This window comes from Desulfurellaceae bacterium (assembly GCA_021296095.1).
GTDB lineage: Bacteria > Desulfobacterota > Binatia > Bin18 > Bin18 > JAAXHF01.
This window is the reverse complement of the sequence record JAGWBB010000024.1, coordinates 1-25,153: the sequence shown is the minus strand read 5'-3', so window position 1 is coordinate 25,153 and position 25,153 is coordinate 1. Positions and strand designations below refer to the sequence as shown.

The window sequence follows — 25,153 nt, the reverse complement described above, 5'->3', positions numbered from 1 at the left end:
AGCCTCAAGCGGGGCGTTTCAAGACCGTCTGTTGCAGCTCGGCAATCCGCTCCATGACCTCGGTCGAAAGCGGCCCGGCCTGGGTGGCGGCAATCGCCTCGGCCAACTCGGCCCGATTTTTGGCTCCGGTCACAACCGTGCTGACGCCGGGCAGACTGAGCGCATAACGCATAGCCGCCACGGCCAGCGAGTCCCGGTCGGTCAGAAAGCCGAGTTCGCTATGGGCCAGGGCAAAGTCGACGGCGACCGGGTGGTCGTCGGGCAGGGAGCGGTCGATGGCGTCGGTCAGTGAGCCGGCGGCAAACGGTCGGATGCCAAACACCCCCAGCCCATTGGCCTGGGCGACCCACACCATTTTGAGATGATCCCGGTAGGCGCCGTCACCGGCCGCGCCCATCTCGCCCTCGGAGTTCAGGATGTTCGTCACCAGCTGGACCGTTTCCAAACGGGCCTCGGACAGCAGGTCCTGGATCACGTCATGGCGGGCAATGCCGGTGAAGCCGATGGCGCCGACCACGCCCTCGTCCTTGAGCTGTTGTAAGGTGTCGAGCACCCCATTCGGCCGGCGGATCTCGTCCAGGCTGAGCCGTAGCGGAGCGCTGGGTTCCTCAGGCTCGATCTGGTTGTGCAGCTGGAAGATATCGATCCGCTCGCAGCCCAGACGGCTCAGGCTGGCCTCTACAGAACGCCGAATGGCGCCGGCCAGATCGGTCCGTTCCCGAGGCTGGAGAAAGACCTTGGTGGCGATGAGTGGTCTCTCGTCCAGTTCGGGCAAGACCCGGCCGACAATCTCTTCGGCTGTGCCCTTGCCGTAGACGGGAGCCACATCAATCGTGTTGATGCCGGCGGCAACTGCGGCTTTGACGGTCGCCAGACATTCTTCCTCGGTCGTCTCGCCCCACACCATGCCGATGCCACCACCGCCGAGGGTGACTTCCGAAACCCGCAGGCCGGTCTTGCCAAGTGTACGATATTGCATGCCTAGCTCGCTTTCTGGTCGGTTTTGGCCCGCAGCGCCTTGGCCGTATCCGGCGGCAGGCCGCTCGGATCGATCAGCATGCCGTGGACGTGCAGATTATGGGTATGGGCCAGCTGGTGCAGCGAGAATGAGGTCTGCATGGCCGCCACCCGTCCCTGGGCATCTTCGGCCGCGTTCACCGCCTCCTTGGTCAGCTTGAGGGCAAACAGCGGCTTGGGGGTAATTTTGGCCGCCATCTCCAGCGCGGCGTGTTCGAGCTGCTCACGCGGCACGACCCGATTGACCATGCCGATGCTTTTGGCCTCGTGGGCCGACAGCCAGTCGGAGGTAAACAGCAATTCTTTGGCTTTGCGCGGTCCCATCTCCCACGGGTGGGCGAAATACTCGACCCCGTCTACCCCAAAGCTGACCGTCGGATCGACAAACTGAGCGTCCTCGCTGGCAATGATGATGTCGCAGGGCCAGATCAGCATCAGGCCACCGGCGATACACTTGCCCTGGACCACGGCGATGGTCGGTTTGGGGATATTGCGCCAGCGTTCACAAAAGCCCAGATAGATTTCCTTTTCGCGCGCCATCTGGGCTTCGGCGCCGGCACAGGTGAAGCCGCACCAGGTGCCGACCGTGTCAAACTCGGCCATAGCCTCGGAGGCCCTGGGTTCGCGCAGATCGTGGCCGGACGAAAAGTGGGGACCGTTGGCGGCCAGGATAATCACCTTGACCTCGTCATCCTGGGCGGCCGTATCAAAGGCCTGGTTCAGCTCGTACAGCAGACGGGTATCCTGGGCGTTGCGGGTCTCGGGGCGGTTGAGGACGATCCGAGCCACATGCGGCGCCGGACTCTCGTACAAGAGACTGCGAAACTCTTTCATATCTCCTCCAGGTGGACGGCAAAAATCGGACAGGCGCAGTGTACACCGCGCTTGGGAACTCGCCAACACGTGCGTTTGCATCGGGCCGACGGGGCTGCGATAATCGCGGCAACATCGTACTCAGGGAGGACGCACATGCTTGTTGTTTCAGGAACTATTCCGATCAAGGCCGAAAGTCGTGACGAGGCCGTCCAACTGGCGCTTGACATGGCAAAAGCCACCCAGGCCGAAGACGGGTGTCTGTTCTACCAGTTCTACGCCGATCTGGCCGATCCCAACCTCATACGTGTGTTTGAGGAGTGGGAGTCTGAGGAAGCCCTCGCCCGGCATATGCAGACCGACCACATGGCCACCTTCATCAAGGCCATTCCCCGGCTGGTGGCCGGCCCGGTTGAGGCCAAGAAGTATACGGTCAGCGCCGCAGACCCGCTCAGCGCCTGAGCGATAGGGGGCAGGTTTCACACCCGCCCCGACTTCCGCTGTTCTCCTCTACCTGCCTGTGCTACACACACGGCAGGCAGTGTGCGTTCAAGGAGGGTTGACACCATGTTTGCTCGCCACAAAGAGATTCGGGAAGAGATCCCGTATGTCCGCTTTCTGGTCATCTGCGTCAGCCTGGGTCTGCTGGCCCAGCTCAGCATTCGGCTGTGGCAGGAGGCGTGGTGGTTTCCGGTCGGCATGGACGCCACAACGCCCGAGTTTGCCACCTACTGGATGGGTCTGCTGTATCTCGAATTCGGCATTCTGGCCGTGGTCGGCTTGCTGGGCTGGATGGCTTACCGCAAGCCCTGCCAGGTGTGTGAAGCCCAGCGCCGGGAACACCACCGCATTCTGGCTCAGCATGAACTGAGCCATATCGGCAAGCTGTGGGCAACGGTGGTGGTGGCCGCCATGTTCGGTTTTGGGGTGAGCTATTTTGCCGAGCAAGACGCCTCCTGGCACCAGATCGTGGTCCGCGATACGGCTTTTACTCCGAGCCATATCCCCCTGTTTTTCTTCACTTTTCCGATGCTCATCATCATGACCGGGCTGAGTTCATGGTACGCCTATAAACGGCTGCACTATTTGTACGTGGGGGAGAACGGCAAGGGCCTGCCGATCTCCTACCTGCTCTTCCCGGCCGGCGCCTGGCTGCTCCTGGCCAATGTCAGTTTTAACGAACTCGGCCACTCCAGCTGGATCACCGAAGAGCTGTTCGTCCAGCCCTACCATTTCCCGTTCGCCTGGGCGACGTATTTCTTTTTTGCCGGCTTTGCCCTGCTGTTCATGACCGTGCCGCATATCTTCAAGAACCTGAAGGCCATGGCCGAGCAGGCGGCCGCAGACGACGTGTCGGAAGAGCGGTCTGCCCGGGCCTAGTCCCGTATCGGTCGCCGGACGGCTGGCATGAACGCGCAGGACATCACCGCCCTGGGCCGGATGAAAGAGGCGAAGATCTTCGACCTGATGCTGATCCTCGCCCTGGTCGGCTTTTTTACCGTCATCCCCCACGTCAGCCGGATGTTGTACTTTGGCGACTGGGACTTCTGGGTTGACTGGAAAGACAAACTGTGGTGGCCGATCGTCGGGCCGGCCTCGGCCCTGCTGGTCACCTCGGTCGGCCATTACCTGGCCTGGCACTATCTGCGGCTGCCCCTGGGCGCGACCTTTGCCGCGGTCTTCGTTCTGATCGGGGCGTGGCTCAGCCGGGTGTTCAGCTTTCACGGCCTGGAGGACTACCCGCTCAATTTTGTCTGGCCATCGACCACCATCCCGCTGGCCATGATTCTCGACCTGACCCTGTTCTGGAGCCGGAGCTATCTGGTCACCAGCCTGATTGGCGGTTTTCTGTGGGGCTTTCTGTTCTACGCGGTCAACTGGCTCATGCTGATGCCGTTTCTGCAACCCCTGAGCCTGTTCGGCAAGACCTTTACGGTCGCCGATCTGATGGGCTACTACTTCATCCGGCCTCAAACGCCCGAGTATCTGCGTCGGATCGACGTTGGCACCCTGCAATCCTTTCTGGGCCAGCGGATCTGGATCAGCGTGTTCATGGCCGGCGTCACCTGTACCCTGGTCTACTGGCTCGGCATCCTGCTGGGCCATGCCCTGGGCGTGCTGCCGACCAGAAAAATCCTCAAACAGACCTGACAGCCCGGACGAGCAGGCAGACATGGCCAGCGTTGCACGCATCTGGATCGCAGCCGCCCTGGGGCTGAGCCTGCTGATCGGCACACCGACGCCGCTGTCCGCCCACGGCGAGCACAATCTGGAACCCTTTGTGCGCATGCGCGGCCTGGCATTTTTCAACGTCAGCTTCTCCCACGACCGGCTCAAGGTCAACGAAACCATGACCCTCAGCGGAAAATTCCGCATGATGGAATCCTGGCCCCGGATCCTGCCCGAGCCGGAACTCAGCTGGATCGGGATTCTGGTGCCGGGTCCCAAGCTGGCGACCAAAGAGCGCTGGATCAACGGCCGCTTCATCCAGAACGCCTTTCATATCGAGATCGGCCGACTGTACGATTTTCGGCTCGTGCTCCAGGCCCGCCAGCCCGGACGCTACCACGTCCACCCCATGATCAACCTGGCCGGCACGGGCGGCCTGGTCGGTCCGGCCAAGTGGATCGAGGTCGAGCCCGGCGACAGCCCGCCGAGCTACCAGGTCCGGCTGTCGGCCACCGGCGAGACGATTGATCTGGAACACTTCGGCTTTGGCCGGATTCTGGGTTGGCATCTGGCTTTTGGCCTGCTGGGTGTGGCCTGGCTGGTCTATTGGGCGACAAAACCGCTCCTGGTCCGCCACATGCTGCTGCTCGAAGGGGTGGATGAGGAACAGTTCAGCCGGCGGGATAAAAGGGTCGCGGGGGTCTTCGGTGCAGCCCTGGCAGCCGTGCTGATCGGTGGCCTGTGGACCACCAACGCCAACATGCCGCCGACCATTCCGCATCAGACCCCCAGAGAGTGGAATCTGCCGGACTCCCAGCCTCTGCCCGGGGCCGTGCAGACGACGATCAAGGAGATGCGCTACCAGCCGACCAGCCGGGCTCTACGCGTACAGGTCGAGGTAACGAATCTGGCCGACTCCCCCGTGCTGCTGCGAAAATTCACCACCAGCTATCTGTCTTTTGTCAACCGGGACAGCCTGGGAGCATATCCCGATCCCGAGGGTAGAGCGCTGCTCATGGACGTCCAGCCCAGCGGCCTGATCCAGCCGGGCCAGACAAGCCTGCTGACTCTGACCATGCAGGACAGCGTCTGGGACCGCGACCGGTTTATCGCCTTTGACCAACCCCAGCTCAGCGCGGCCGGGACCCTGGTGTTTGTCGAGCCCCAGCCGCCGGCCGGTCAGGCTCTGCCCCTGGTCATGCACAGCAATGACCGCGAGGCGCCCGGCGTCCCGTGGGAGCTGGTCCGCAGTGCGAATGAGGTGTACGCCAACCTGCAGGTGGATTTCACGCCCTGAACTCCTGAGTCGCCGCCCTGGTGAAACTGCGATAGCTCAGGTTTTCTGTCTCGTCGAAAACAGAGCCAGCTGACGCGCCTGACCGGGCCGCCGAAAGGCGGCGCTGGACAGCTGGGGAAAGGGGCGGTCGAGGCCGGCTTTGCGGCTCATGACGCTGAACAGGCCATGAATCGGCTCGGCCACCACCCCCTCCCCCCGCATCCGGGTCTTCCACCGCGCGTCGTTCAGCTTTCCGCGCCGTATTGAGCGAATCCGGTTCAAGACAGCGTTTTTCCGCTCGGGATAGTGGTCTTCCAGCCACTGGCCGAAGAGTTCAGCCACGCCATACGGCAGCCGCACAATGGTATGGCCGGCAAACTGCGCCCCAGCCTCGGCGCCAGCCTTGAGCAGAGCCGGAATCTCGTGGTCGGTCAGCCCGGGGATGATCGGGGCGATCATCACCCCAACCGGAATGCCGGCCTCGGCCAGCGCGGTAATGGCGGCCAGACGACGCGTCGGGGTCGAGGCCCGCGGTTCGAGACGCCGGGCCAGCTCGGCGTTCAGCGTGGTCAGCGATAGACACACCAGGATGGCCCGATCTTCGGCCAGTTGAGCCAGCAGGTCACGGTCGCGGCTCACCAGACCACTCTTGGTCACAATGCTGACCGGATTGCGATAGGCGGCCAGCACCCTGAGGCAACTCCGGGTCAGCTCAAGCCGGCGCTCGACCGGCTGGTAGGCGTCGGTGATGCCGCTGAAAAAGATCGGCTGGGGCTGCCAGGACGGTGCGGCCAGAGCCTTATCCAGCAGCTGGGGCGCGTCGTGTTTGACCAGCAGATTCGTTTCAAAGTCCAGCCCGGCAGACAGTCCGAGCCACTCATGGGTCGGTCGGGCGTAACAGTAGATGCAGCCGTGCTCACAGCCGCGGTAGGGGTTGAGGCTGACCCGAAAGCCGACATCCGGGCTGGTGTTGTAGCTGAGGATGGTCCGCGAGGGGTCACGCAGCAGGCGGGTTTTCGGACTGGGCTGGTCCGGTCCTGAATCCAGCCCATCAGGATCGGCAGGATCAGGTTGGTAGCTTATGGTCTCAAAGCGATTGGTCGGATTGCGGGGCGTGCCACGCCCCTTGAGCCGACTGGTGGAATGTCTTTCCATATGCCAGGCAGCCTAGCATTTTCGCCTTATTTTCGCCATAGGTTGATGTCATACATGTCCGCGTTCGCATTCCACCGGCATATCAGAGCGTCCCATAGATCAGGCGGGCGGCCGCCAGCGCCGCGCCAATGTACAAGACCGCCATAAACGGCCGCTCTGGGATACTGGCGTGCAGCCTGGCACCGAGAACGGTGCCGATTGGCACACACGGCAAAAAAATCAGCGACTCGACCAGGCTGGCTGCGTTGATCAAGCCGAGTCCGACATAGGTGGCCAGCTTGGCCAGATTGACCCCAAAAAAGACCACCAGATTGGTCGCCACGATCTGGTATTTGTCCAGCCGCTGTTCGAGCAGATACAAACTCACCAGCGGACCGGCCGCATGAGCCAGAGTCGAGACAAAGGCGGCCAGCAGCCCGACCGAGCCGCCGGCAACCGGATGGTCAGGAAAGCGCGTCAGCCTGCCACCCACCAGCCGGTAGACCTGAAGGCCGATAAACCCCAGACAGATGCCGCCCACGCTCAGGGTGAGCAGAGGAATGAAATTGGGGCTGTAGCGCAAATAGCTCAGCAGGACCGCCCCCAGACAGAAGCCGCAGACTGAGCCCGCTCCCAGCCAACGGACGTGGGGGCGCGACTGGCGGCCCCAGTGGTGACCGATGCTGAGGATGTCACCGACGATAAGCAGCGGCAGCAGCACGCCGAGGACCGTGTCAATGGGCAGCACCAGGGCCAACAGGGGAACGGCCACAAGACCAACCCCACCGCCGAAGCCGGCTTTACCAATCCCGATGATAAGCGTTGCGACAGCCCCGACGGCGTAATACAGCCAGGGGCTTGGGTCAGGCAAGGCGCACGATCCTCTCTTCCCGGCCGGTGTCAAGCGGCGCGGCGTCTCAGCCCACCAGCCAACGCACCGCCACAAGCGCCCCGATAATGCCGGCCAGGTCGGCCGTCAGACCGGCGGCCAGGGCGTGACGCACCCGCGTGACGCCGACGGCGCCAAAGTAGACGGCCAAAACATAGAACGTTGTCTCGGTACTGCCCTGAAGCGTAGACACCAGATAGCCGACCAGACTGTCCGGCCCCTCGGCCTGTATGATCTCGGCCATAATGCCGTAGGCGCCAGAGCCAGACAGCGGACGCAGCAGGGCCATGGGCAGGGCTTCGGCCGGAAAGCCGATCAGGCTGAGCCCCGGGCCGACAACGGCAATAATAGCGTCGAGCAGGCCCGAGGCCCGGAACATGCCGGCCGCAACGATAATGGCGACCAAAAACGGAATGATCCTGAGCGCGACCTGAAAGCCCTCTTTCGCGCCGGTAATCATGGCGTCATACACGGCCACCCTTTTGGCCATGCCATACACCAGCATCAACACGATCAGGACCGGCAGCAGCCAGGTGGAGACGGCATCCCGCAGTACCTCCCCGACCGACAGGCCGGTGGCGAGGCTGGCCCGGAGATGCAGCACAAAGCCAAGGCCCAACGCGGCCAGCGTGGCCAGGGCGGCAAGACAGCCCGGCCGCGAGGTCGGTCGGTCGGCGCCGAGATCATCCTGATCCGGGAGCGGCATAGCTTGGTTCGGGCCGGAGACGGTGGTCGCGGACGAGCCCGCCGCCGGTCCGACCGGCACGGCCCGCTGCAAGAGTTTTGCAGCCGCAATGCCGACCAGGGTCGAGAGCGAGGTAGCAAACAGGGTCGGCAGCCAGATGCCGGCCGCATCGTTTGAGCCCAGCGAGGCGCGCAGCGCAATCACCCCCAGCGGTGCCAGCGCCAGACTTGAGGTGTTGATCGCCAGAAAAAGCGCCATGGCGTTGGTAGCAACGCCGGGCTGAGAGTTGAGCCGGTCCAACTCCTGCATGGCCTTGATGCCGAAGGGAGTGGCCGCATTGCCCAGCCCCAGCATGTTTGAGGCCATGTTCATGATCATCGCACTCATGGCCGGGTGCTCGGCCGGGACATCGGGAAACAGTCGCACCATCAGCGGCCGCAAGGCCCGGGCGAGCGTATGCAGCAAGCCTCCCTCCTGGACAATCCGCATCAGGCCCAGCCAAAAGGCCATCACCCCGACCAGACCCAGGGCCAGGCTGACGGCCGACTTGGCCGAGTCTATTGAGGCCGTGGTCACGGCTGCCATCGTGCCGTTAAAGGCGGCCGCGATGACAGACACGACAACGAGTCCGAGCCAGATCCAGTTCATGCGAAGGTTCCTCTTTCATATGGGCGTGTTTATGTGTTGCGTCACCCAGGCTAGAATAGAGCCTAGTATGAAAAAGACGACCTGGATAGCGGCGGCAGCCCTGATCGCCCTGATCGCCCTGGTGGTGTATTCCAGCTTTCAGGTTGGCGGCTATCGGTGCGAGGTGTGCATGCAGTTCCGGGGGGCACAAGACTGCCGGACGGTTGACGGAGCGAGCGAAATGGAAGCGCTCAGAGCGGCAATCACCAACGCCTGCGCCCTGCTCGCCTCGGGAGTCACCGATTCGCTGGCCTGTGAGCGGACTCCTCCCACCACAACGCACTGCACCGCCTTCTGAGCACGTCACACGACAGGCTAGACGGTTTTGAGAAAGGCTTCGACCAGCCGTTGGTATTCGGCCTGATTGCGGTAGAAAATGTCGTTATGGCCGCCCTGGGCAAAGATCGTGAGCTGTTTTGGTTCCCGAGCTGCGGCGTGCAGCATTTCGGCATGTTCGCTGCCGATCAACTCGTCAAAACGGGCGTGGAGGACCAGGGTCTTTCCCGCAAAGACGCCGAGTTTACGGCGGTAATCAAAAGCGGTGTTGAGCGCATCCGTCACCTCGGCCGCCGACACGCCGAGTTCCTGGGCCTGAACCCGCAGGAAAAACCGCTGGGCCAGGTCGGCCACACCGCTCTCGATAATCAGGCCGCCGATTTTTGGACGCTGGGCAGCTCCATGTGTGGCGTACAAGGAGCCGATCGAACGGCCGAACAGGACCAGCTTTTCGTCCGGCGTCTCAAGACTGTCAATAATCGGCACCACATCGTCCAGCATGCCGGCCAGCGCGGGCGTGCCGCTCGACATGCCATAGCCACGGTATTCGGCCAGCAGGAGGTTGTAGCCGGCCCGGTTGAACCACTGGGCAAAGCCGGGCAGATAATCGGCCACCACCTCTCCGTTGCCGTGGAAATACACCACCGTCTTGGCCTCGGGATGGACCGGGGAATAGCTGCACGCCAGCCGGCTCCCATCGGCCGCTGTGACCCAGTAGGGTTCGGCAAGAGTCGCGGGCTGGGGGAAAAAATACCGACTCGCAATAATCGGATGATCGAGAATCGAGCCGGCCATGCCTGCTCCGTGTTGAACGCCGTCTCAGAACCCCGCCGGACGGGGACAGCCGCCCGTCAGCGCCAACACATGCCTGGCCAGGTCCAGGCTGGTCCGATCCTCCAGATAGGGAGCGACAATCTGCACGCCGACCGGCAGGCCGTTGTCCAGACACCCGACCGGGACAACCGTCACCGGCAGGTAACAGGCACCCGCCGGCGCCATCCAGGTGATCAGATCCCAGTACGGATACGCCTGGCCGTCAACCGTGGCGGTGCGTCCGGCCTGGGGCTCGGAATGATCGTGCGGGATGGCAGCACACGGCATGACCGGCAGCAGCAGGGCGTCCCAGTTCTGGAAAAACTCTTCCCAGCGCTTGCGCAGCTGCATGCGCCGCTCGTTATAGCTCAGCCACTCGCGGTGACGCATGGCCATGAACCGCCGGGTGCGGTCAATACTCGTGTCGCCCGACGCGGTCGCGTACAGCTCGATTTTGTCGCGGGGAACGCCGCCCGACAGCGCGACCTGCAGCAGGGCCTGAAACGTGGTGGCGATTTTTTCCAGAGAAAAATCGGGCCGCGCCTGGGTGTCGAGGCGGACCCCCTGGTCGGCCAGCCGACCGGCGGCAGACTCGAGCAGGGCCTTGACCCCCGGTTCAACCCGGCAGCGGGGATCGTCCAACCAGGCCGCCACCCGGTAGTCCTTGAGCTGCTGATGCCGGGCCGGCGGCAGTTCGAGCCGCCACGCCGGCCGCTCCCAGCGATTCGGCCCGGCCATGATGTCGAGCCCCAGTTCCAGGTCTTCGACGCTCCGGGCCATGGGACCGGCAACGGCCAGATCGGCCAGGGTCAGCGTTCCGGGCGGGCCTGGAATCTGGCCGTGGGCGGGCACGATGCCGTAGCTCGGCTTGTGTCCGACCACGCCCGCCATATGCGACGGCAGGCGGATCGAGCCGCCGATGTCACTCCCCAGTTCCAGGGGCGTAAACCCGCACGCCAGGGCTGCGGCCGAGCCGCCCGACGAGCCGCCCGGGGTGCGTCCCAGATCGTGGGGATTATTGGTTGTGCCAAAGACTTCGTTGTAGCTCTGCAGATCTCCGGCGTAGATCGGCAGATTCGTCTTACCGAAAATGACGGCTCCGGCCTCGCGCAGCCGGGCCACCGGCCAGGCGTCTTCTTCGGGCACGAAGTCCGACAGCTCGGGAGCCCCCGAGGTGGTGCGCATCCCCGCTGTCTGAAAGGAGTCTTTGACCGTCATGGGGACGCCGTGCAGGGGTCCCCGGACCTCGCCCCGGGCCAGGGCCGCGTCGGCCGCATCGGCTTCGGAGCGGGCGCGCTCGGCATCAAGCGTCACCACGCTGTTGATCGGTTTATCGAGCCTGTCGACCCGCTCCAGCAGCGCGTCGAGCACCTCACGGCTCGACACCTCCCGCTGACGGATCTTTTGCGCGATTTCGATGGCGGTCGCATACGCAAATTCAGACATGGAGTGCTCCTCTTCAGCCAGCCTCAGGCAGACCGACGACTCCGCCGCTCTTGGCCACGGCTCGCCGAGTTCTAGCGTCCACGGAAGCTCACGTTACACTCGACCTGACAGCCGGCCAGATCGCCTCGGGCGTCGTTCTGGCAGGCGAGATACGGACTCTCAAAGGACGTTTTATCGACTTTCTCCTCCTCTGTCAGCTGTGCGATACAGTCCGCTTCCTGCTTGTCGGCGGTCTGTTGGCAGCCTTCCAGACACTCATCAAGGGTGCCTTCCGGTCCTGCGGTATCCGCTTTTGTCGCCTCTTCTGCCGCGTGTTCCAAGTCTCCCGGACAAGCCGCCAGGAACAATAGGCCACCAAACATCAGTCCTGCTGAAATGGCTCTGCCAAGTTTTCCCAGTCGCATATCTGTCTCTCCATTCTATCAATCTCGCCCCGTATAGCCGGTGGGCGGAGGCAGGATTATATGCTACACACACACGCCTGACTAGTCTGGCCGCAAGGGCTTGGTAAGGGCCAAAAACGGGAAGGAGCAGAGCGATGACAGAACGAAATTTTCAGCTGATTGAGACAAACGGCATTCGGCTACGGACCGTTGTTGAGGGCACAGGACCGCTGGTGATTCTTCTCCACGGCTTCCCCCAGTGCTGGTATTTGTGGCGTCACCAGATCGATCCGCTGGTTGAGACCGGCTTTCAGGTCGCGGTGCCGGACCAGCGCGGCTATGGCGGCAGCGACCGGCCCGAGGCCATTGAGGCGTATAATATCGTCGAGCTGACCAAGGACGTGGTCGGCATTGCCGACGCCCTGGACCACGAGCGGTTTGTGGTGGTCGGCCACGACTGGGGTGCGCCGGTGGCCTGGCACACCGCCCTGCTGCACGCTGAGCGGGTGCGGGCCGTGGTCGGCATGAGCGTCCCGTATGTCCGGGGCCAGGTCGGAGTGATGACCCGGCAGGAAAATTTCGGCGATAATTTCTGGTATATCGTCTATTTCCAGCAGCCCGGGGTGGCCGAGGCGGAGCTGGAGACCGACATCCGCAAATCACTGCGCGTGACCTACTATGTGGCGTCCGGCGACGCGCCCGAGGGCGTGTGGTTTACCCACAAGCCGGCCAGCGCGGGTTTCCTCGACGGCCTGCCCGACCCGGCCAGCCTGCCGCCGTGGCTGACGGCCGAAGACCTCGACTACTACGAGGCGCAGTACAAAAAAAGCGGCTTTCGGGGACCAATCAACTGGTACCGGAACATCGACCGCAACCTCGAAATCACCCCCCAGTTGGCCGAGGCCAAGGTCGAACCGCCGGCGTTTTTCATCGCCGGCAAGAAAGACCTGGTGCTGTCCTTTGCCGGCGGTGGGCTGCTCGACCTGATGGACTCGTTTGTCTCGGACCTGCGCGGCAAGGTGCTGATCGACGGCGCCGGCCACTGGGTCCAGATGGAGAAACCGGCCGAGGTCAACGCGGCCCTGATCGACTTTTTGAAACCCTTCGCCTGAGTCGCTTGAACGTCAACGTCAAAATGGACGATGATTTCTTCTCAGGCAGATGCTTATCATCGTCCACTTTGTTGAAAAGTCGAGAGAAAATTCCTATCCTGGCTGGACCATGACACGGTCATAAGGAGGTTGTGTATGAGTACCAACGGTCATGCCGCATCGTCGGCCAACATTCGAGCCAACCTGTCCCATCCGGTTGTTGATGCCGACGGCCACTGGCTGGAATTCGGTCCCCTGATCAGAAGCCAGCTGCGCAAGATAGGCGGCGACAAGGCGGTCGAGGGCTTCTCGATGTTTCCCAAGCTGGTCCAGAACCAACTCGCCATGTCGGTTGCCGAGCGGACCGCCCACCGGACCGCCCAGCAGGCCTTTTGGGCGCTGCCGACCAAAAACACCCGCGACCGGGCCACCGCCATGATGCCGAAGCTGATGAATGAACGGCTGGACGAACTCGGCATCGACTTCAGCGTCCTCTATCCCACCGCCGGTCTGGGTCTGCCGCTGGTGCCCGACGCCGAGGCCCGGCGAGCCGCCTGCCGCGCCTTCAACACCTTTAGCGCCGACTACTTCGGGCCGTTCTCGGATCGGCTGACGCCGTCGGCGGTGATTCCCATGCACACCCCCGAGGAAGCGATTGAAGAGCTGGAGCACGCGGTTCGACAGCTCGGCCTCAAGGTCGTCATGCTGGGCAGCCTGATCGCCCGGCCGATTGAGGCTGTGGCCGAGCAGACCCCCGAGGCGGCCGAGGTTGCCACCTGGCGAGACGTCCTGGGTCTCGACAGCGTGTACGACTACGACCCGGTGTGGGCCAAATGCGTGGAACTCAAGGTCGCTCCCAGCTTTCACTCCGGCTCGCGCGGCTTTGGCCTGCGGGTCTCGCCGTCCAACTTCTGCTACAACCATATCGGCCACTTTGCGGTTGCCAACGAGGCGGTGTGCAAGGCCCTGTTTCTGGGCGGCGTGACCCGGCGCTTCCCCAGCCTGAAGTTCGCCTTCCTGGAGGGCGGGGTGGGCTGGGCCTGCCAGCTGTACGCCGACCTCATCGAACACTGGGAAAAGCGCAAGCTCGACGCCCTGGACGAGGTTGATCCCAAAAATCTGGACAGCAAGCTGCTCCTGCAACTGGCCGAAGCCTACGGGCACGAAGACATGCTCAGCGCCATGCGCGAACGGGAGGCCATGTTCGACACGGCCATGCCGCCCAAGGCGGCGGTGGATGTCGGCGGGATCGGCAACCTCGACGACTACGCCGCCTGCCGGATCGACAAAAAAGAGGACTTCAAAGAACTCTTTGTCAAGAACTTCTATTTCGGGTGTGAGGCCGACGACCGCATGAACGCCTGGGCCTTCAACACCGCCAGCAATCCGTTCTCGGCCCAGCTGCACGCCCTGTTCGGCTCGGACGTTGGTCACTTCGATGTCCAGGACATGGCCGGCGTCTTGCACGAGGCTCACGAGCTGGTCGACGACGGGCTGATGAACGCGGACAATTTCCGGGACTTTGTGTTCACCAACCCAGTCCGCTTCTGGGCCGAGAGCAACCCGGACTTCTTCAAGGGCACGGTTGTCGAAAAAGAGGCCGCGGCCCTGCTGGCCGGCCCGTCGGTCGGGCTCAGTGCGACCGGGCAGACCGCTCAGCCGGCCAAGTAAGCTCCTGCCGGGCACCGTCAGTGCCCGGCGTCCCGTCCTGCCCTTCAGTCCAGCGAAGCCAGAAAATCCTGCACAGCCCGCAAACACTGCTGCGGCTCGTCCACATAAATTTCGTGGCCCGGCCCTTCCACCACCGTGATACGGGCGTTGGGAATCCCGGTACGCATCGACAGCTGGTCGGCCAGCGGGGTAATCGGACTGTGGGCCGGGGCCAGGATCAGGGTCGGGACGCTGACCTGGGGCAGCAGCGGTGCGGTATCCGCGCCATCCAGGGTCCGTGTGATGCCCTGCAAGACGTGGGTCGGGGTCTTGGCCCACTCGTCCAGGACCCACTCGGTGTGAGCCGGGCTCTTACCGCTGATGATCCTGTTTTCGATCAGCAGGCGGCCCCAGCCCTTTGAGCCGTCGCGGGCCAGGGTCCGGTTCACACTGCCGTCCTGGCTCGACAGAGCCTGCGTACCCGAGGGACGGATCGTGGTCGGCGAGTTACAAATCGTGAGGCTCTTGAGGCGCTCCGGCCAGCGGGAGGCAAACAGTACGCCCAGGATGCCGCCGATGGATTCGCCCACGTAATGGACCTGGTCGAGACCGAGCGTGTCCATGAAGTCATGCATATCGGTCACCAGCTCGTCGAGCGACCAGCTGTGGTCCGGTCCGGGGTCAGCCGACTGGCCGTGGCCGCGCATATCGCGCCGAATGACCCGATACTGGCCGGCCAGACCGGGCACCCATTGATACCAGAACCTGGTGCTGCGGCCGACGCCGTGTTGCAGCCACACCGTCTCGGTATCGGTCCGCCACGGATCGGTGAAGTCGTCAATCTGGTAAAACATCTCACAGCTATTGGCTGTCACCGTCGGCATACCGTCCTCCTTACTCCGTAAAAGCGTTGAGAAGCGCAGCTACAATGGTGAATGTCTCACTGGCCTGGCCGTCCATTCACCCGATCATCGGCATTGACTCGTTTCCAGCCATCACCCATCAGGCCAGCCGCCGACAAAGTGCTGGCCGACGGAGCGTTGGCCATGGCCTGGGCCGGTCGATCTCGCCACAGAGACAAACCTTCGCACGCGGTCGCTGCAAAGAGCGGTCTCAGAGGCCGCGGCGGCCAGAGACATCCGCCTTACTTCGGAGCTGATACAACAAAATCGTACACTATGATCTTTTGTGCCAAAGGCCCTAACACCTCTTGAACCGCTTGTTTGTGTTTGGGATGCTCCAGATACGCGTTCAGCGCAGCTTGGTCCCTCACGGTAATCACCACCCCAACGTCATACGAACTGTCAACAACATCCCGCGCGCTCGCTAAGCTCGGCCCGGCACTGACGCGCAGCACGCCGGGAATCTCGGCAAAACCGTATGAAGTCGCTATCACCTTCTGGCGAGCCTCGGCACTGGCAGGTTCTTTGAGCCAGACAATGACCAGGTGTTGTACGCTCTCGACCAGTTCCTCACCCTCAGGCGTCCGTACCATCTCCAGGTGTTGCGTACTCTCGTTCCACTCAAACCGCGTGGTCTCCCCGGGCGCGGGAAAATCCGGTGCCCGGACCCAGGCGCTCGCCCCCGTCACAAACTCCTCTCCCGTGGTCGCTACCTCAAACGTGCTGCGGGCAAACTCCACACCGTCATCGTAGACCACGGCCGTGTGTTGGCCATCGCCGAGCAGCGCCCAGTTGATAGGGGCATGAAAGCCGGTATGCGTTGTGCCGCATACTGACCGGGTATCGTCACGCCGCTGCCCCGCTGTCAGGGGAATGGGCTCCCCACCATCAAGGCTGACCGTCAGGGTCCCGGCGTTGCACTTCCAGCCCGAGATGAGTCCAAGCCCCGAGAGTTTGCCTCCGTTGCCAGGAATCTCCAGTACGCCTTGGGCCTGCGCCGAAGCCGAGACCAGGATAACGAGCCCATACACCCACAGGCGCAGCAAGCAATACATCAGCTTCTCCTCAACACAGCGCGGAATGGATTAATGGATTGCGGTGTAGCACAGCCGCTCGGCCGTCGTCTATCCGAAGCCTCCGGGTCTGCTCTTTACCACGCCGGGGCGGGCGGGCTATGATCGGGCCACACACGCATAAGGGGGCGACCATGTTTAGCATAGGCAAGCTGTTCCATCTCACCCATGTGGTGGACGACCTCGAAGCGGTTGACCGCTGGTACGACGAGGTGTTTGCGGTCGAGCGGTTCTACAACGGCTATGAGGAGTTGGCTGGGCGCAACGCCTCGCTCATCGCCATCGGGGATGTCATCATGGAACCCATGATGCCGGCCCAGGTCGAGCCGCTCAAAAACCCGTCGGTTAAAAAATTCCATGATCGCTTTGGCCAGCACTTCCACTCCATCGCCTGGTATGTAGACGACGTGCAGGCCATCTCCGAACGGCTCGACGCGGCAGGATTTCGGCTGTTCAACCTCGTCGGTAAAATGGTCAAGCCGTCCGATAAGACGGCCGCGATCTGGACCCACCCCAAAGAGACCTCGGGCCAGCTGGAGTTTGCCCTGTCGGGCGACTATATTCCCGACCCGCGCCTCAAGCCCGCCTGGTCGAGTCAGCCGTGGCGCGAGCACCCGCTCGGCATTGAGGGCGCGTCCCACATCGGCGTGGTGGTCGGCAGTCTGGCCAAGACCAAACAGCTGTACTGCGAGGTGCTGGGCGCCAGCCTGCTGCACGAGGAGACGGTCGCCGGGCGCAAGCACAGCGCGTTTGTGGCGGTTGGCGAAGATACCGTCGTCGAGCTGTCCGAACCCCTGTCGCCAGACAGCCCGGAAGGCCAGGAGTTGGACACCCACGGCGAGGGGATTTATTCGTTGATCTTCAAGACCCGCGACCTGGGCCAAGCTCGGGACTTTCTGACTGCTCGCCAGCACCGGCCGGCGGCCGACGGCCCGGACACCATCGTGCTGGGGACCGATCAGGCGTTTGGCATGCTGGTCGGCTTTACCCAGCGCCAGTTGCCGAACGACCCGCGCGCCTGAGCCCGCTCCAGCATACTTTTCAGGAGACGCATCATCCGCAGGAGGACACCCCCATGGCAGATTTTGATATCCAGATCAAAGGCGGCACAGTTGTTGATGGCACACGCGTCCCGCGCTTCCGGGCCGACGTATGGATTCGGGACGGCAAAATCGCCCAGATTGGCGGACGCGCGCCCGGCTTTGCCAAACAGGTCATTGACGCCGACGGGCTGATCGTGGCGCCGGGCTTTATCGACCTCCACACCCACTATGACGCCCAGATCCGCTGGGATCCCTACTGTACCATTTCGGGCTGGCACGGCGTCACCTCGCTGGTGTTGGGCAACTGCGGTTTCGGCTTTGCCCCGTGTCAGCCCGACTTTCGCGAGCGCTCGATGCTGACCATGACCCGCACCGAGGCCATTCCGTATGTGTCGATGGAAGCCGGCATGGATTGGGACTGGGAGACGATTCCTGAGTATCTGGACTCGCTCGACCGTGCTCCCAAGGGTGTGAACTGCATCCAGTACATGCCGACCGCCTCGCTGATGACCTACGTCATGGGCCTGGAGGCGGCCAAAACCCGGCCGGCGACCGAGGCCGAACGCAGCCGGATGCGCCAGCTATTGGCCGAGGGCATGGACGCGGGTTTGTGCGGTTTTTCAATTCAGCGCCTGGGCTGGCACTCGGGTCAGGCCGACTACGACGGTACGCCCATGGTCACCGACACCATGGTCGACGAGGACATTCTGAATCTGGCCCGGGTGCTGCGCGAGCGCGATGCCGGTTTTATCCAGATCACCCAGGCGACCGGTCATATCAAGGACGACCTGGCGTTTTTGGAAAAACTGGCCTCAGCGGCCCAGCGGCCGATTCTGCATAACGCGATTGCGGCCAGCAAACGCAACCCGGACCCGCACCGCAAGAGCCTGGCCTGGCTGGAGCGCATGCGGGCCAAGGGCCTGCCTATCTTTGGCCAGGGCGCGACCGTGCGCAGCGGCTTTGCCTTCAGCCTCGAACACTGGAATCTGTATGACGTGTCTGCAGCTTGGCGCGACATGCTGACCGGCAGCAAGGACGAGCGGGCGGCCAAGATGCGCGATCCCCAGCTGCGCCAGGCGGCAAAAAGCGACAAGGCGATGCGAGCCCTGGACCGCAACGCGGCCGGCATCGGCGGCCGCCTGCCCCGCCTGCTGGTCCAGTCGGTGGCCAACACACCGGAGCTGGAACACTACGTCGGCCGGTCTGTAGGCGAGATCGCCGAGACCGAGCACAAACACCCGGTCGATGTGATGCTCGACCTGTCCCTGGCCACCGATCTCAAGGCCGAGTTTCTGCAGCCCGAACCGGAGTTCAACGCCGAGTTCAACGCCGAGATCATTACCGACTCGGCGTATACTTTTCCGGGCGTGTCGGACGGCGGGGCACACACCAAGTTCTTCACCGGCGGGGCGTTCACGACCGACTTTCTGAGCTGGCTGGTCAGGGACGAGCAGAAGATCAGCCTCGAAGAGGCTCACTACCGTCTGTCGGCCCTGCCGGCCCATGCGGCCGGGTTTCGTGACCGCGGAGTGTTGCGCGAGGGTGCGGCCGCCGACGTGGTGGTCTACGAGCTGGACGGTCTGGGCATTGAGCCGGACTGGATCGGCGAGATCGCCTACGATCTGCCCGGCGGAGAGTGGCGGCGGGTCCAGCGTTCGCGCGGCTACCGGTCGATTCTCGTCAACGGGGTCGAGACCTTTGCCGACGGCAAGTGCAGCGGCGACACGCCGGGCAAGCTGCTGCGCCACGGTCGGGCCGCCTGAGCCTCAGTCCGGATTCTTTGGCCACGGGGAGGGCTGACCGCCCTCCCCTGTTCTACACAAAGCGTACTGACACGTCGCCAATATCGGAAAAAGACGCCCGGTAGCTGCCCGGCTGGGTGATGGCATGGTGACAAAAGGAGCCGGTAATCACCGGCTGTCCGGGCTCTAAGCCACGGCCATAGGCGTGCAGCAGCCGGCACAGGCGGGCCAGCGACAGGTAGGGGTCATCCATGCTCCGGCCGGGAGTCTTGGTCTCAACCAGCCGGCCGTCCCGGGAAAATTCAACCGTGGTATGAACCAGGTCGTCGCGGACTGCGACCGGGGGACCGAGGACAATGCCCCACTGGGCCAGACCGTCGGCCAGCAGCGCTGCCTGGCCGGTGTCGGCCCCGAGCCGGATTTCGTTGATCTCAAACGCCGGAGCCACGGCCCGGACCGCAGCCTTGGCCTCGGCCGCGCTCACGTTCTCCCCGGACAGCGCCGAACCGACAATCAGACACAACTCCGGTTCCAGCTGGCAGTTGAGGATAGTGGCCAGCGGCAGGGCCGAGCCGGCCTCAACAATGCGGCTGCGCAGAATATAGCCGAACGGCCGGAAGCCGGCGCCCATCCGGTCGCGCGCCCTGCCCGACGTCAGGCCGACTTTCCAGCCCCCGAGCTGCTCGCCGCCGGCCGTAAAGCGCTCCAGCACCCCCAGCTGTATGCCGAGCGCTTCTTCTAAACTGCACTGGACAGGATCGAGTCCAGAGGCGGCGACGCCATCCCGGCGTCCGGTGTATAAGGCGTCGATCAGGGCGGTCTGGTCTTGCATACCGGAACTCCTCGTCTGTCAGTGCAGACCGTAGCAGCGGGCCGCGTTGTCGCTCATGATGTTGGCCTGAGCGCTGTCCGGGAGCGTGGCGCAGTGCTCCTTGAGTTCATCCACCACGCCCGGAAACACGCAGTCGAAGTGCGGGTAGTCCGAGGCCCACATCAAGACCTGGTCGGTGCCCAGGGCGGTGGCGGTTTTGAGCGCCACGTCATCCGGTTCACACGACAGGAAACACTGGCGGTAGAAATACTCGCTGGGTTTGAGACGCAGGGGCGGCAGCATGTGGCCGATTTTTTCGGCGAACTCGTCCAGCCGGGCCAGCCAGTACGGCAGCCAGCCGCCGCCCGACTCAAGGATGGCGATGCGCAGCCTGGGGTAGGTATCCAGCACCCCGCCGCAGCACAGATCCATGCACGCCATCTGCTGCTCAAACGGGTGGGCGATGATCATGCGCTGGAAGAAGTCGGGATAGCGGTCAAACCCGGCCGTGGGCAGCTCACCGATCACCGCGCTGTGAATCGCCACCGTACAGTCCAGGTCCTGGGCTTCGGCCCACAGCCGATCATAGGCCGGGTCATTGAGGCGCCGGTCGTTATGCGGGTTGGGCCGAATCGTAATCGCCTTGACCCCCTGCTCTTTGACCACCCGGCGCATCTCGCGGATGGCCGCCTCAACATCGACCAGCGGGACCGGCGCGATGTTGTACAGCCGGTCGGGATACGGGCGGCAGAAGTCGGCCATCCAGTTGTTGTAGGCGCGGCAGGCTGCCGCGGCCAGCTCCGGGTCGCGCAGGGCGCCGTAGGCCAGACCCAGCGAGGGGTAGAGGATGGAGACATCAATGCCGTCCTCGTCCATGTCCTTGATCCGGGCGTCGGGTTCAAAGCTGCCCGGCCGCAAATCCTCCCAGGACAGCTGGCGGGCGCGCTCGGGCTGACTCAGGCCGCCGGGGATGCACATGGCGGCAATCATCATCGGGCTGCGGGGCAGGATGCGGCCCTCGACCTTCAGCCGCTCGATCCCCGCGTCGTCTTTGACGACCTGCGGAATGCGGTCACGAAAGGCGAGTTCGACATACTCCTGCCACAGGGCCGGCGGCTCGACGATGTGGCCGTCGGCGTCGATGATTTTGGGCTGAGCGTTCATGCGCGTCTCCTCAGGTTGAGTAGGCCGAGTTGAAATGGACATAGCCGGTGGACAGATCGGACGTCACCACATGGGCCCTGCCCTTGCCCCCGCGCAGGTCGATGGCGATAGAGAACTCGGGCTGTTGCATGACCGCCGCCGCCCGCTTTTCGTTGTCCGAACCGGTACTCATACCGTTGCGGCCAATCAACACATCCCCGACCCGGATATTCAGCTTGTGCTGATCCAGCCGCACCCCGGCATAGCCCACCGCACACGCAATCCGCCCCCAGTTCGGGTCGCCGCCAAAAAAGGCGGTCTTGACCAGCGGGGAGTAGGCCACGGTCCGGGCGATCTTCCGAGCGTCCTCGTCCGTTCGGGTGCCCCGGACAACAATATCAACCACCCGGGTCGCCCTCTCGCCGTCCTTGACGCACATCCGGGCCAGCTCGCACAGCATCTCACCGACGGCGGTCTTGAAGGCCCGGAAGTCGCGGCCGGCTTGTGTGACCGGCCGGTTGTGGGCCAGGCCGTTGGCCATCAGCACCAGTGTATCGCTGGTGCTGGTATCCCCGTCCACGCTGATGGCGTTAAACGAATCGCCCAGGGTCATGTCCAGGGTCCGGCGCAGGGCGTCGGCCTCGACCGCAGCATCGGTCACGACATAGCACAGCATGGTCGCCATATTGGGGTTGATCATGCCCGCGCCCTTGGCCAGACCGGCCAGGGTCACGGTCTGGCCGCCAAGCGTCAGCTGACGGACCGCAGCCTTGGGAAAGGCATCGGTCGTCATCATGCCCGACAGCGCGTTCCAAAAGCCCCGGGGCGAGAGCGTGCCGCACGCCTCGATAATCCCGGGCCGCATTTTTTCCCACGGCGGCAGGACGCCGATTTTGCCGGTCGACGACGGCAGGACCAGCCCGTCGTCAATGCCCAGCTGGCGGCCGACCAGACGACACATGTTGTGGGCCAGACGCAGACCCGCCTGACCGGTCGAGACATTGGCAATCCCGCTGTTGACCACCACGGCCTGGAGCTGGCCACGCTTCATCCGCTCCAGGCCGACCAGCACCGGCGCGCCCTTGACCTGATTGGTGGTAAAGGCGGCGACAGCCGTGGTCGGACGGTCCGACACGATCAGGGACAGATCCTTTTTCCGGCTCGGCTTGATGCCGCACGAGACGCCGCTGAAACGAAAGCCGGGCACTACCACCGGTTTTTTTTCGACCTTGACCCGCATGCCGCCCTCCTAGGCCCCGTGACACTTCTTGTATTTGCGGCCACTGCCGCACGGACACGGCTCGTTGCGCCCGACCTTGGCCTCGTTTCTGCGCACCTGTTTGGCCGGGGCTGACGGCTGGGGGTCCTGACCGTGGCTCATGCTAAGCGGACGACGCGGCTCGGCCTGACGGGCTTCCATCTTCTGGACGTCTTCCTGACGGGCGATCTGGACGGTAAACAGTTTTTCCACCACCTCGGTTCGCATCCGGTCGTGGAGCTGCTCGAACAGGGCAAAGCCTTCTTTCTGGTATTCCTGGAGGGGGTTTTTCTGCCCGTAGCCCCTGAGTCCAACAGCCTCTTTGAGGTGATCCATGGACAACAGATGGTCTTTCCACAGGGCGTCCATGGTCTGGAGCAGAATGACCTTCTCCAAATAGCGCAGGACCGACGGGGTGAAGTTTTCCTCCCGCTCGCGGTAGATGGCCAGAACCCGGTCGTGGATGTCCTGGCGCAAGTCGTCGGGGTCGGCGTTCCGCTTGTCTTCCTCGCTCGGCGACAGCCGGAAGTTGAACTGCCGAAACAGGGCGTCGTCCAGCGCCTTCCAGTCCCACTCTTCGGGCGGCAGATCGTCGGACAGGTAGAAACCCAGGGTTGTTTCGGCCGTGTCCTCAATCATCTCCAGGGCCTCGGCCGACAGGTCCTCGCTGGTCAGAAAGGTGCGGCGCTGGTCGTTGATCACCTCGCGCTGCTTGTTCATGACATCGTCATACTCGAGCAGGTGTTTGCGAATATCAAAGTTGCGCGCCTCGACCCGTCCCTGGGCGTTCTCAATGGCCCGGGTGACCAGGCTGTGTTCAATCGGCTCGCCCTCCTCCATGCCCAGCCGGTCCATGATGCCCTGGATACGGTCGGCCCCGAAAATGCGCAGCAAATCGTCTTCCAGCGACAGATAGAAGCGCGACGAGCCGGGGTCGCCCTGTCGGCCGGCCCGGCCGCGCAGCTGGTTGTCGATGCGCCGCGCCTCGTGCCGTTCGGTCCCCAGGATGTGCAGTCCGCCGGCCTCCACGACCTTGTCGCGCTCTTCGGCACACGTCTCCTGGTAGCTGGCCTGGGCCGCGTCAAAAGCGTGCTGGTACACCTCGGGCGACTTTTCGAGCTGCTCGCGGACTTCCTCGACGACCTTGACCCGCTCGCGGCGCTGTTCTTCGTAGACCCGCTCGGCCTCGGCCACTGCCGCCTCGTAGGGCTGGCGTTTTTCTTCGTACAGCTGATCGGCTGCATCATACGCCTGCTGGGCTTCCTCATGCGCCCGCTGGGCCTGCTCAAACTGCTGGCTGACCTCGCCATTGTCGCTCAGCGCGATCTCGGCCACCCGCACAATCGCCTGGCCGTACTCGTCGAGCATACGCTCGTAGCGGCCGCGCAGCAGCTCGAGACGGTCGGCCGTCTGATCTGACACGCCTTCGGCCAATAGCCCGGCGTAATCGGCACACACCGTCTCATACTCCTCACGTCGCTCTTCGGGCAGACACGGCCCAACGACCTTGTCATACTCGGTCAGGGCGTGTTCATACGTCTCACACGCCTGGGTGTAGTGCTCGAGGGCATCCATAGCGGGCGTGTCGGTCGCAAAATCAAGCTGGGCGGTCAGACCCTGATAGGTCGCCCGGGCGTGTTGCAGGGAGGCGTGGAGGAAGGGTCGGTAGGTCTCGGACAGACGCGACAGGGCCGCGTTGCGCGCCTCCTCGTGGGGTTTCCAGGCCGGCTCGTAGCGCTGACGCGCCTTGGTCAGGGCGGCGTTGTAGGCCTCGCGCAGCTCTTCCAGACTCTCCTCATAGCTCTTGGTCTTGGTGTGGGCCGGCGCGGCTTTTTTCAGCCAGTTTTTTTCGATCTCGACCCGGGCCAGAAACTCGGGGTTGCCGCCGAGCAGAATGTCGGTGCCCCGGCCGGCCATATTGGTGGCGATCGTCACCCCGCTAAAACGGCCGGCCTGGGCGATGATATTGGCCTCGGCCTCGTGATTGACCGCGTTCAGGACGTTGTGTTTGATGTTCTTCTTTTTGAGCAGCTTGCCGAGCCGCTCGGATTTTTCGACCGACACGGTGCCGACCAGTACCGGTTGGCCGCGCTGGTGACACTCGGCGATCTCATCGGCAACGGCCTGAAATTTCTCGCGCTCGGTTTTGTACACCACATCCGGGAAGTCCTGGCGCGACATGCCCTTGTTGGGCGGAATGACGACCACATCGAGGCTGTAGATCTTTTTGAACTCCACCGCCTCGGTATCGGCCGTGCCGGTCATGCCGCCCAGCTTGTGATACATGCGAAAATAGTTCTGGATGGTGATCGTCGCCAGGGTCTGGTTTTCCTGACGGATGCGCACGCCTTCCTTGGCCTCAACCGCCTGGTGGAGTCCGTCGGACCAGCGCCGGCCGGGCATCAGGCGGCCGGTGAATTCGTCGACAATGATGACCTCGCCGTCCTTGATCACATAATCGACATCGCGCTTGAACAGGGCGTGGGCTCGCAGGGCCTGGTTCACGTGGTGCAGGGTGCCGATTTCAGACGGGTCGTACAGATTTTTGACCCGCAGGATGCGCTCGACCTTGGACACCCCCTCTTCGGTCAGGGTGGCGTTGCGCTGTTTTTCGTCGATGGCGTAGTCGAGATCTTTTTGCAGCCGGGGGATGACCCGATTCAGGGCGTAGTATTTTTCGGTCGATTCCTCGGCCGGGCCGGAGATGATCAGCGGCGTGCGCGCCTCATCGATCAGGATATTATCGACCTCGTCGACAATTGCGAAATGGAGTTCGCGCTGGGCGGAGTCCTCGCTGCTGAACTTCATGTTGTCGCGCAGATAGTCAAACCCGAACTCGTTGTTCGTCCCGT

General features: G+C 63.3%; 23 protein-coding genes. 9 read left to right on the top strand and 14 right to left on the bottom strand.

Translation table 11 applies throughout. The features are described 5' to 3' along the window. Window positions 1-4: 4 nt before the first annotated feature. Window positions 5-979 carry an aldo/keto reductase gene (locus tag J4F42_07670; protein ID MCE2485376.1) on the bottom strand — a complete coding sequence of 325 codons (975 nt, stop codon included), beginning with the start codon at window positions 977-979 and terminating at the stop codon, window positions 5-7. A 2-nt stretch (window positions 980-981) separates the two neighbouring features. Then, entirely contained in the window at window positions 982-1,851 is an 870-nt protein-coding gene (locus J4F42_07665; protein ID MCE2485375.1) for an enoyl-CoA hydratase, read from the bottom strand. 135 nt (window positions 1,852-1,986) lie between these two features. On the opposite strand from J4F42_07665, the gene J4F42_07660 reads away from it, so the two are divergent. The 4 genes from J4F42_07660 (at window position 1,987) to J4F42_07645 (ending at window position 5,296) form a co-directional block, all read left to right on the top strand. Continuing rightward, complete coding sequence (locus tag J4F42_07660; protein MCE2485374.1) at window positions 1,987-2,292, top strand: antibiotic biosynthesis monooxygenase; 306 nt, start codon at window positions 1,987-1,989, stop codon at window positions 2,290-2,292. Window positions 2,293-2,397: 105 nt separating this feature from the next. Continuing rightward, window positions 2,398-3,210, top strand: a complete 813-nt coding sequence (locus tag J4F42_07655; protein ID MCE2485373.1) for a hypothetical protein — start codon at window positions 2,398-2,400, stop codon at window positions 3,208-3,210. Between the two features lie 27 nt (window positions 3,211-3,237). Continuing rightward, the gene (locus tag J4F42_07650) at window positions 3,238-3,981 is read left to right on the top strand and encodes a methane monooxygenase/ammonia monooxygenase subunit A (GenBank protein ID MCE2485372.1); all 744 of its coding nucleotides are present in this window, start codon (window positions 3,238-3,240) and stop codon (window positions 3,979-3,981) included. Between the two features lie 22 nt (window positions 3,982-4,003). Next, a complete protein-coding gene (locus J4F42_07645) occupies window positions 4,004-5,296 on the top strand; it encodes a hypothetical protein (GenBank protein ID MCE2485371.1) in 1,293 nt (430 codons plus the stop codon). 36 nt (window positions 5,297-5,332) lie between these two features. Here the strand turns inward: J4F42_07645 and J4F42_07640 are convergent, their stop codons facing one another. The 3 genes from J4F42_07640 to J4F42_07630 form a co-directional block, all read right to left on the bottom strand. Next, the gene (locus tag J4F42_07640; GenBank protein ID MCE2485370.1) at window positions 5,333-6,430 is read right to left on the bottom strand and encodes a PA0069 family radical SAM protein; all 1,098 of its coding nucleotides are present in this window, start codon (window positions 6,428-6,430) and stop codon (window positions 5,333-5,335) included. Between the two features lie 82 nt (window positions 6,431-6,512). After that, complete coding sequence (locus J4F42_07635) at window positions 6,513-7,280, bottom strand: sulfite exporter TauE/SafE family protein (GenBank protein MCE2485369.1); 768 nt, start codon at window positions 7,278-7,280, stop codon at window positions 6,513-6,515. Window positions 7,281-7,326: 46 nt separating this feature from the next. Continuing rightward, complete coding sequence (locus J4F42_07630; GenBank protein MCE2485368.1) at window positions 7,327-8,631, bottom strand: spore maturation protein; 1,305 nt, start codon at window positions 8,629-8,631, stop codon at window positions 7,327-7,329. Between the two features lie 67 nt (window positions 8,632-8,698). Between J4F42_07630 and J4F42_07625 the strand changes: the two genes are divergently transcribed. Continuing rightward, entirely contained in the window at window positions 8,699-8,968 is a 270-nt protein-coding gene (locus J4F42_07625; protein MCE2485367.1) for a hypothetical protein, read from the top strand. Between the two features lie 17 nt (window positions 8,969-8,985). On the opposite strand, the gene J4F42_07620 is transcribed toward J4F42_07625, so the two are convergent. The 3 genes from J4F42_07620 to J4F42_07610 form a co-directional block, all read right to left on the bottom strand. After that, window positions 8,986-9,741, bottom strand: a complete 756-nt coding sequence (locus tag J4F42_07620; protein MCE2485366.1) for an alpha/beta hydrolase — start codon at window positions 9,739-9,741, stop codon at window positions 8,986-8,988. A gap of 24 nt (window positions 9,742-9,765) precedes the next feature. Further along, complete coding sequence (locus tag J4F42_07615) at window positions 9,766-11,205, bottom strand: amidase (GenBank protein MCE2485365.1); 1,440 nt, start codon at window positions 11,203-11,205, stop codon at window positions 9,766-9,768. 71 nt (window positions 11,206-11,276) lie between these two features. Beyond that, a complete protein-coding gene (locus tag J4F42_07610) occupies window positions 11,277-11,609 on the bottom strand; it encodes a hypothetical protein (GenBank protein MCE2485364.1) in 333 nt (110 codons plus the stop codon). Window positions 11,610-11,743: 134 nt separating this feature from the next. Between J4F42_07610 and J4F42_07605 the strand changes: the two genes are divergently transcribed. Together J4F42_07605 and J4F42_07600 are read left to right on the top strand one after the other, a co-directional pair. Then, on the top strand, window positions 11,744-12,700 hold the full coding sequence (locus tag J4F42_07605) for an alpha/beta hydrolase (GenBank protein MCE2485363.1): 957 nt from the start codon (window positions 11,744-11,746) through the stop codon (window positions 12,698-12,700). A 135-nt stretch (window positions 12,701-12,835) separates the two neighbouring features. Beyond that, a complete protein-coding gene (locus J4F42_07600) occupies window positions 12,836-14,350 on the top strand; it encodes an amidohydrolase family protein (GenBank protein MCE2485362.1) in 1,515 nt (504 codons plus the stop codon). A gap of 44 nt (window positions 14,351-14,394) precedes the next feature. Here J4F42_07600 and J4F42_07595 read toward each other — a convergent pair whose 3' ends face one another. Further along, window positions 14,395-15,213 (bottom strand): alpha/beta hydrolase, encoded by an 819-nt coding sequence (locus J4F42_07595; GenBank protein MCE2485361.1) that lies wholly within the window; start codon window positions 15,211-15,213, stop codon window positions 14,395-14,397. A gap of 260 nt (window positions 15,214-15,473) precedes the next feature. Next, on the bottom strand, window positions 15,474-16,286 hold the full coding sequence (locus J4F42_07590; protein ID MCE2485360.1) for a Dabb family protein: 813 nt from the start codon (window positions 16,284-16,286) through the stop codon (window positions 15,474-15,476). Between the two features lie 152 nt (window positions 16,287-16,438). On the opposite strand from J4F42_07590, the gene J4F42_07585 reads away from it, so the two are divergent. Further along, a complete protein-coding gene (locus J4F42_07585) occupies window positions 16,439-17,326 on the top strand; it encodes a VOC family protein (GenBank protein MCE2485359.1) in 888 nt (295 codons plus the stop codon). Window positions 17,327-17,379: 53 nt separating this feature from the next. After that, entirely contained in the window at window positions 17,380-19,110 is a 1,731-nt protein-coding gene (locus J4F42_07580) for an amidohydrolase family protein (GenBank protein ID MCE2485358.1), read from the top strand. Window positions 19,111-19,162: 52 nt separating this feature from the next. On the opposite strand, the gene J4F42_07575 is transcribed toward J4F42_07580, so the two are convergent. The 4 genes from J4F42_07575 to secA all read right to left on the bottom strand — a co-directional run. Continuing rightward, a complete protein-coding gene (locus J4F42_07575; protein MCE2485357.1) occupies window positions 19,163-19,921 on the bottom strand; it encodes a hypothetical protein in 759 nt (252 codons plus the stop codon). Between the two features lie 18 nt (window positions 19,922-19,939). Continuing rightward, complete coding sequence (locus tag J4F42_07570; GenBank protein ID MCE2485356.1) at window positions 19,940-21,064, bottom strand: amidohydrolase; 1,125 nt, start codon at window positions 21,062-21,064, stop codon at window positions 19,940-19,942. Window positions 21,065-21,074: 10 nt separating this feature from the next. Next, window positions 21,075-22,283, bottom strand: coding sequence for a bifunctional glutamate N-acetyltransferase/amino-acid acetyltransferase ArgJ (gene argJ, locus J4F42_07565; protein MCE2485355.1), 1,209 nt, complete (start codon window positions 22,281-22,283; stop codon window positions 21,075-21,077). Window positions 22,284-22,292: 9 nt separating this feature from the next. Further along, the coding region (gene secA / locus J4F42_07560; GenBank protein ID MCE2485354.1) for a preprotein translocase subunit SecA at window positions 22,293-25,153 on the bottom strand (2,861 nt) is incomplete at its 5' end.

What these genes read in the sequence shown, in the direction of transcription:
- J4F42_07670 (MCE2485376.1), bottom strand. Translation starts at nt 979, where the DNA reads ATGCAATATCGTACACTTGGCAAGACCGGCCTGCGGGTTTCGGAAGTC.
- J4F42_07665 (MCE2485375.1), bottom strand. Translation starts at nt 1,851, where the DNA reads ATGAAAGAGTTTCGCAGTCTCTTGTACGAGAGTCCGGCGCCGCATGTG.
- J4F42_07660 (MCE2485374.1), top strand. Translation starts at nt 1,987, where the DNA reads ATGCTTGTTGTTTCAGGAACTATTCCGATCAAGGCCGAAAGTCGTGAC.
- J4F42_07655 (MCE2485373.1), top strand. Translation starts at nt 2,398, where the DNA reads ATGTTTGCTCGCCACAAAGAGATTCGGGAAGAGATCCCGTATGTCCGC.
- J4F42_07650 (MCE2485372.1), top strand. Translation starts at nt 3,238, where the DNA reads ATGAACGCGCAGGACATCACCGCCCTGGGCCGGATGAAAGAGGCGAAG.
- J4F42_07645 (MCE2485371.1), top strand. Translation starts at nt 4,004, where the DNA reads ATGGCCAGCGTTGCACGCATCTGGATCGCAGCCGCCCTGGGGCTGAGC.
- J4F42_07640 (MCE2485370.1), bottom strand. Translation starts at nt 6,430, where the DNA reads ATGGAAAGACATTCCACCAGTCGGCTCAAGGGGCGTGGCACGCCCCGC.
- J4F42_07630 (MCE2485368.1), bottom strand. Translation starts at nt 8,631, where the DNA reads ATGAACTGGATCTGGCTCGGACTCGTTGTCGTGTCTGTCATCGCGGCC.
- J4F42_07625 (MCE2485367.1), top strand. Translation starts at nt 8,699, where the DNA reads ATGAAAAAGACGACCTGGATAGCGGCGGCAGCCCTGATCGCCCTGATC.
- J4F42_07620 (MCE2485366.1), bottom strand. Translation starts at nt 9,741, where the DNA reads ATGGCCGGCTCGATTCTCGATCATCCGATTATTGCGAGTCGGTATTTT.
- J4F42_07615 (MCE2485365.1), bottom strand. Translation starts at nt 11,205, where the DNA reads ATGTCTGAATTTGCGTATGCGACCGCCATCGAAATCGCGCAAAAGATC.
- J4F42_07610 (MCE2485364.1), bottom strand. Translation starts at nt 11,609, where the DNA reads ATGCGACTGGGAAAACTTGGCAGAGCCATTTCAGCAGGACTGATGTTT.
- J4F42_07605 (MCE2485363.1), top strand. Translation starts at nt 11,744, where the DNA reads ATGACAGAACGAAATTTTCAGCTGATTGAGACAAACGGCATTCGGCTA.
- J4F42_07600 (MCE2485362.1), top strand. Translation starts at nt 12,836, where the DNA reads ATGAGTACCAACGGTCATGCCGCATCGTCGGCCAACATTCGAGCCAAC.
- J4F42_07595 (MCE2485361.1), bottom strand. Translation starts at nt 15,213, where the DNA reads ATGCCGACGGTGACAGCCAATAGCTGTGAGATGTTTTACCAGATTGAC.
- J4F42_07590 (MCE2485360.1), bottom strand. Translation starts at nt 16,286, where the DNA reads ATGTATTGCTTGCTGCGCCTGTGGGTGTATGGGCTCGTTATCCTGGTC.
- J4F42_07585 (MCE2485359.1), top strand. Translation starts at nt 16,439, where the DNA reads ATGTTTAGCATAGGCAAGCTGTTCCATCTCACCCATGTGGTGGACGAC.
- J4F42_07580 (MCE2485358.1), top strand. Translation starts at nt 17,380, where the DNA reads ATGGCAGATTTTGATATCCAGATCAAAGGCGGCACAGTTGTTGATGGC.
- J4F42_07575 (MCE2485357.1), bottom strand. Translation starts at nt 19,921, where the DNA reads ATGCAAGACCAGACCGCCCTGATCGACGCCTTATACACCGGACGCCGG.
- J4F42_07570 (MCE2485356.1), bottom strand. Translation starts at nt 21,064, where the DNA reads ATGAACGCTCAGCCCAAAATCATCGACGCCGACGGCCACATCGTCGAG.
- argJ (MCE2485355.1), bottom strand. Translation starts at nt 22,283, where the DNA reads ATGCGGGTCAAGGTCGAAAAAAAACCGGTGGTAGTGCCCGGCTTTCGT.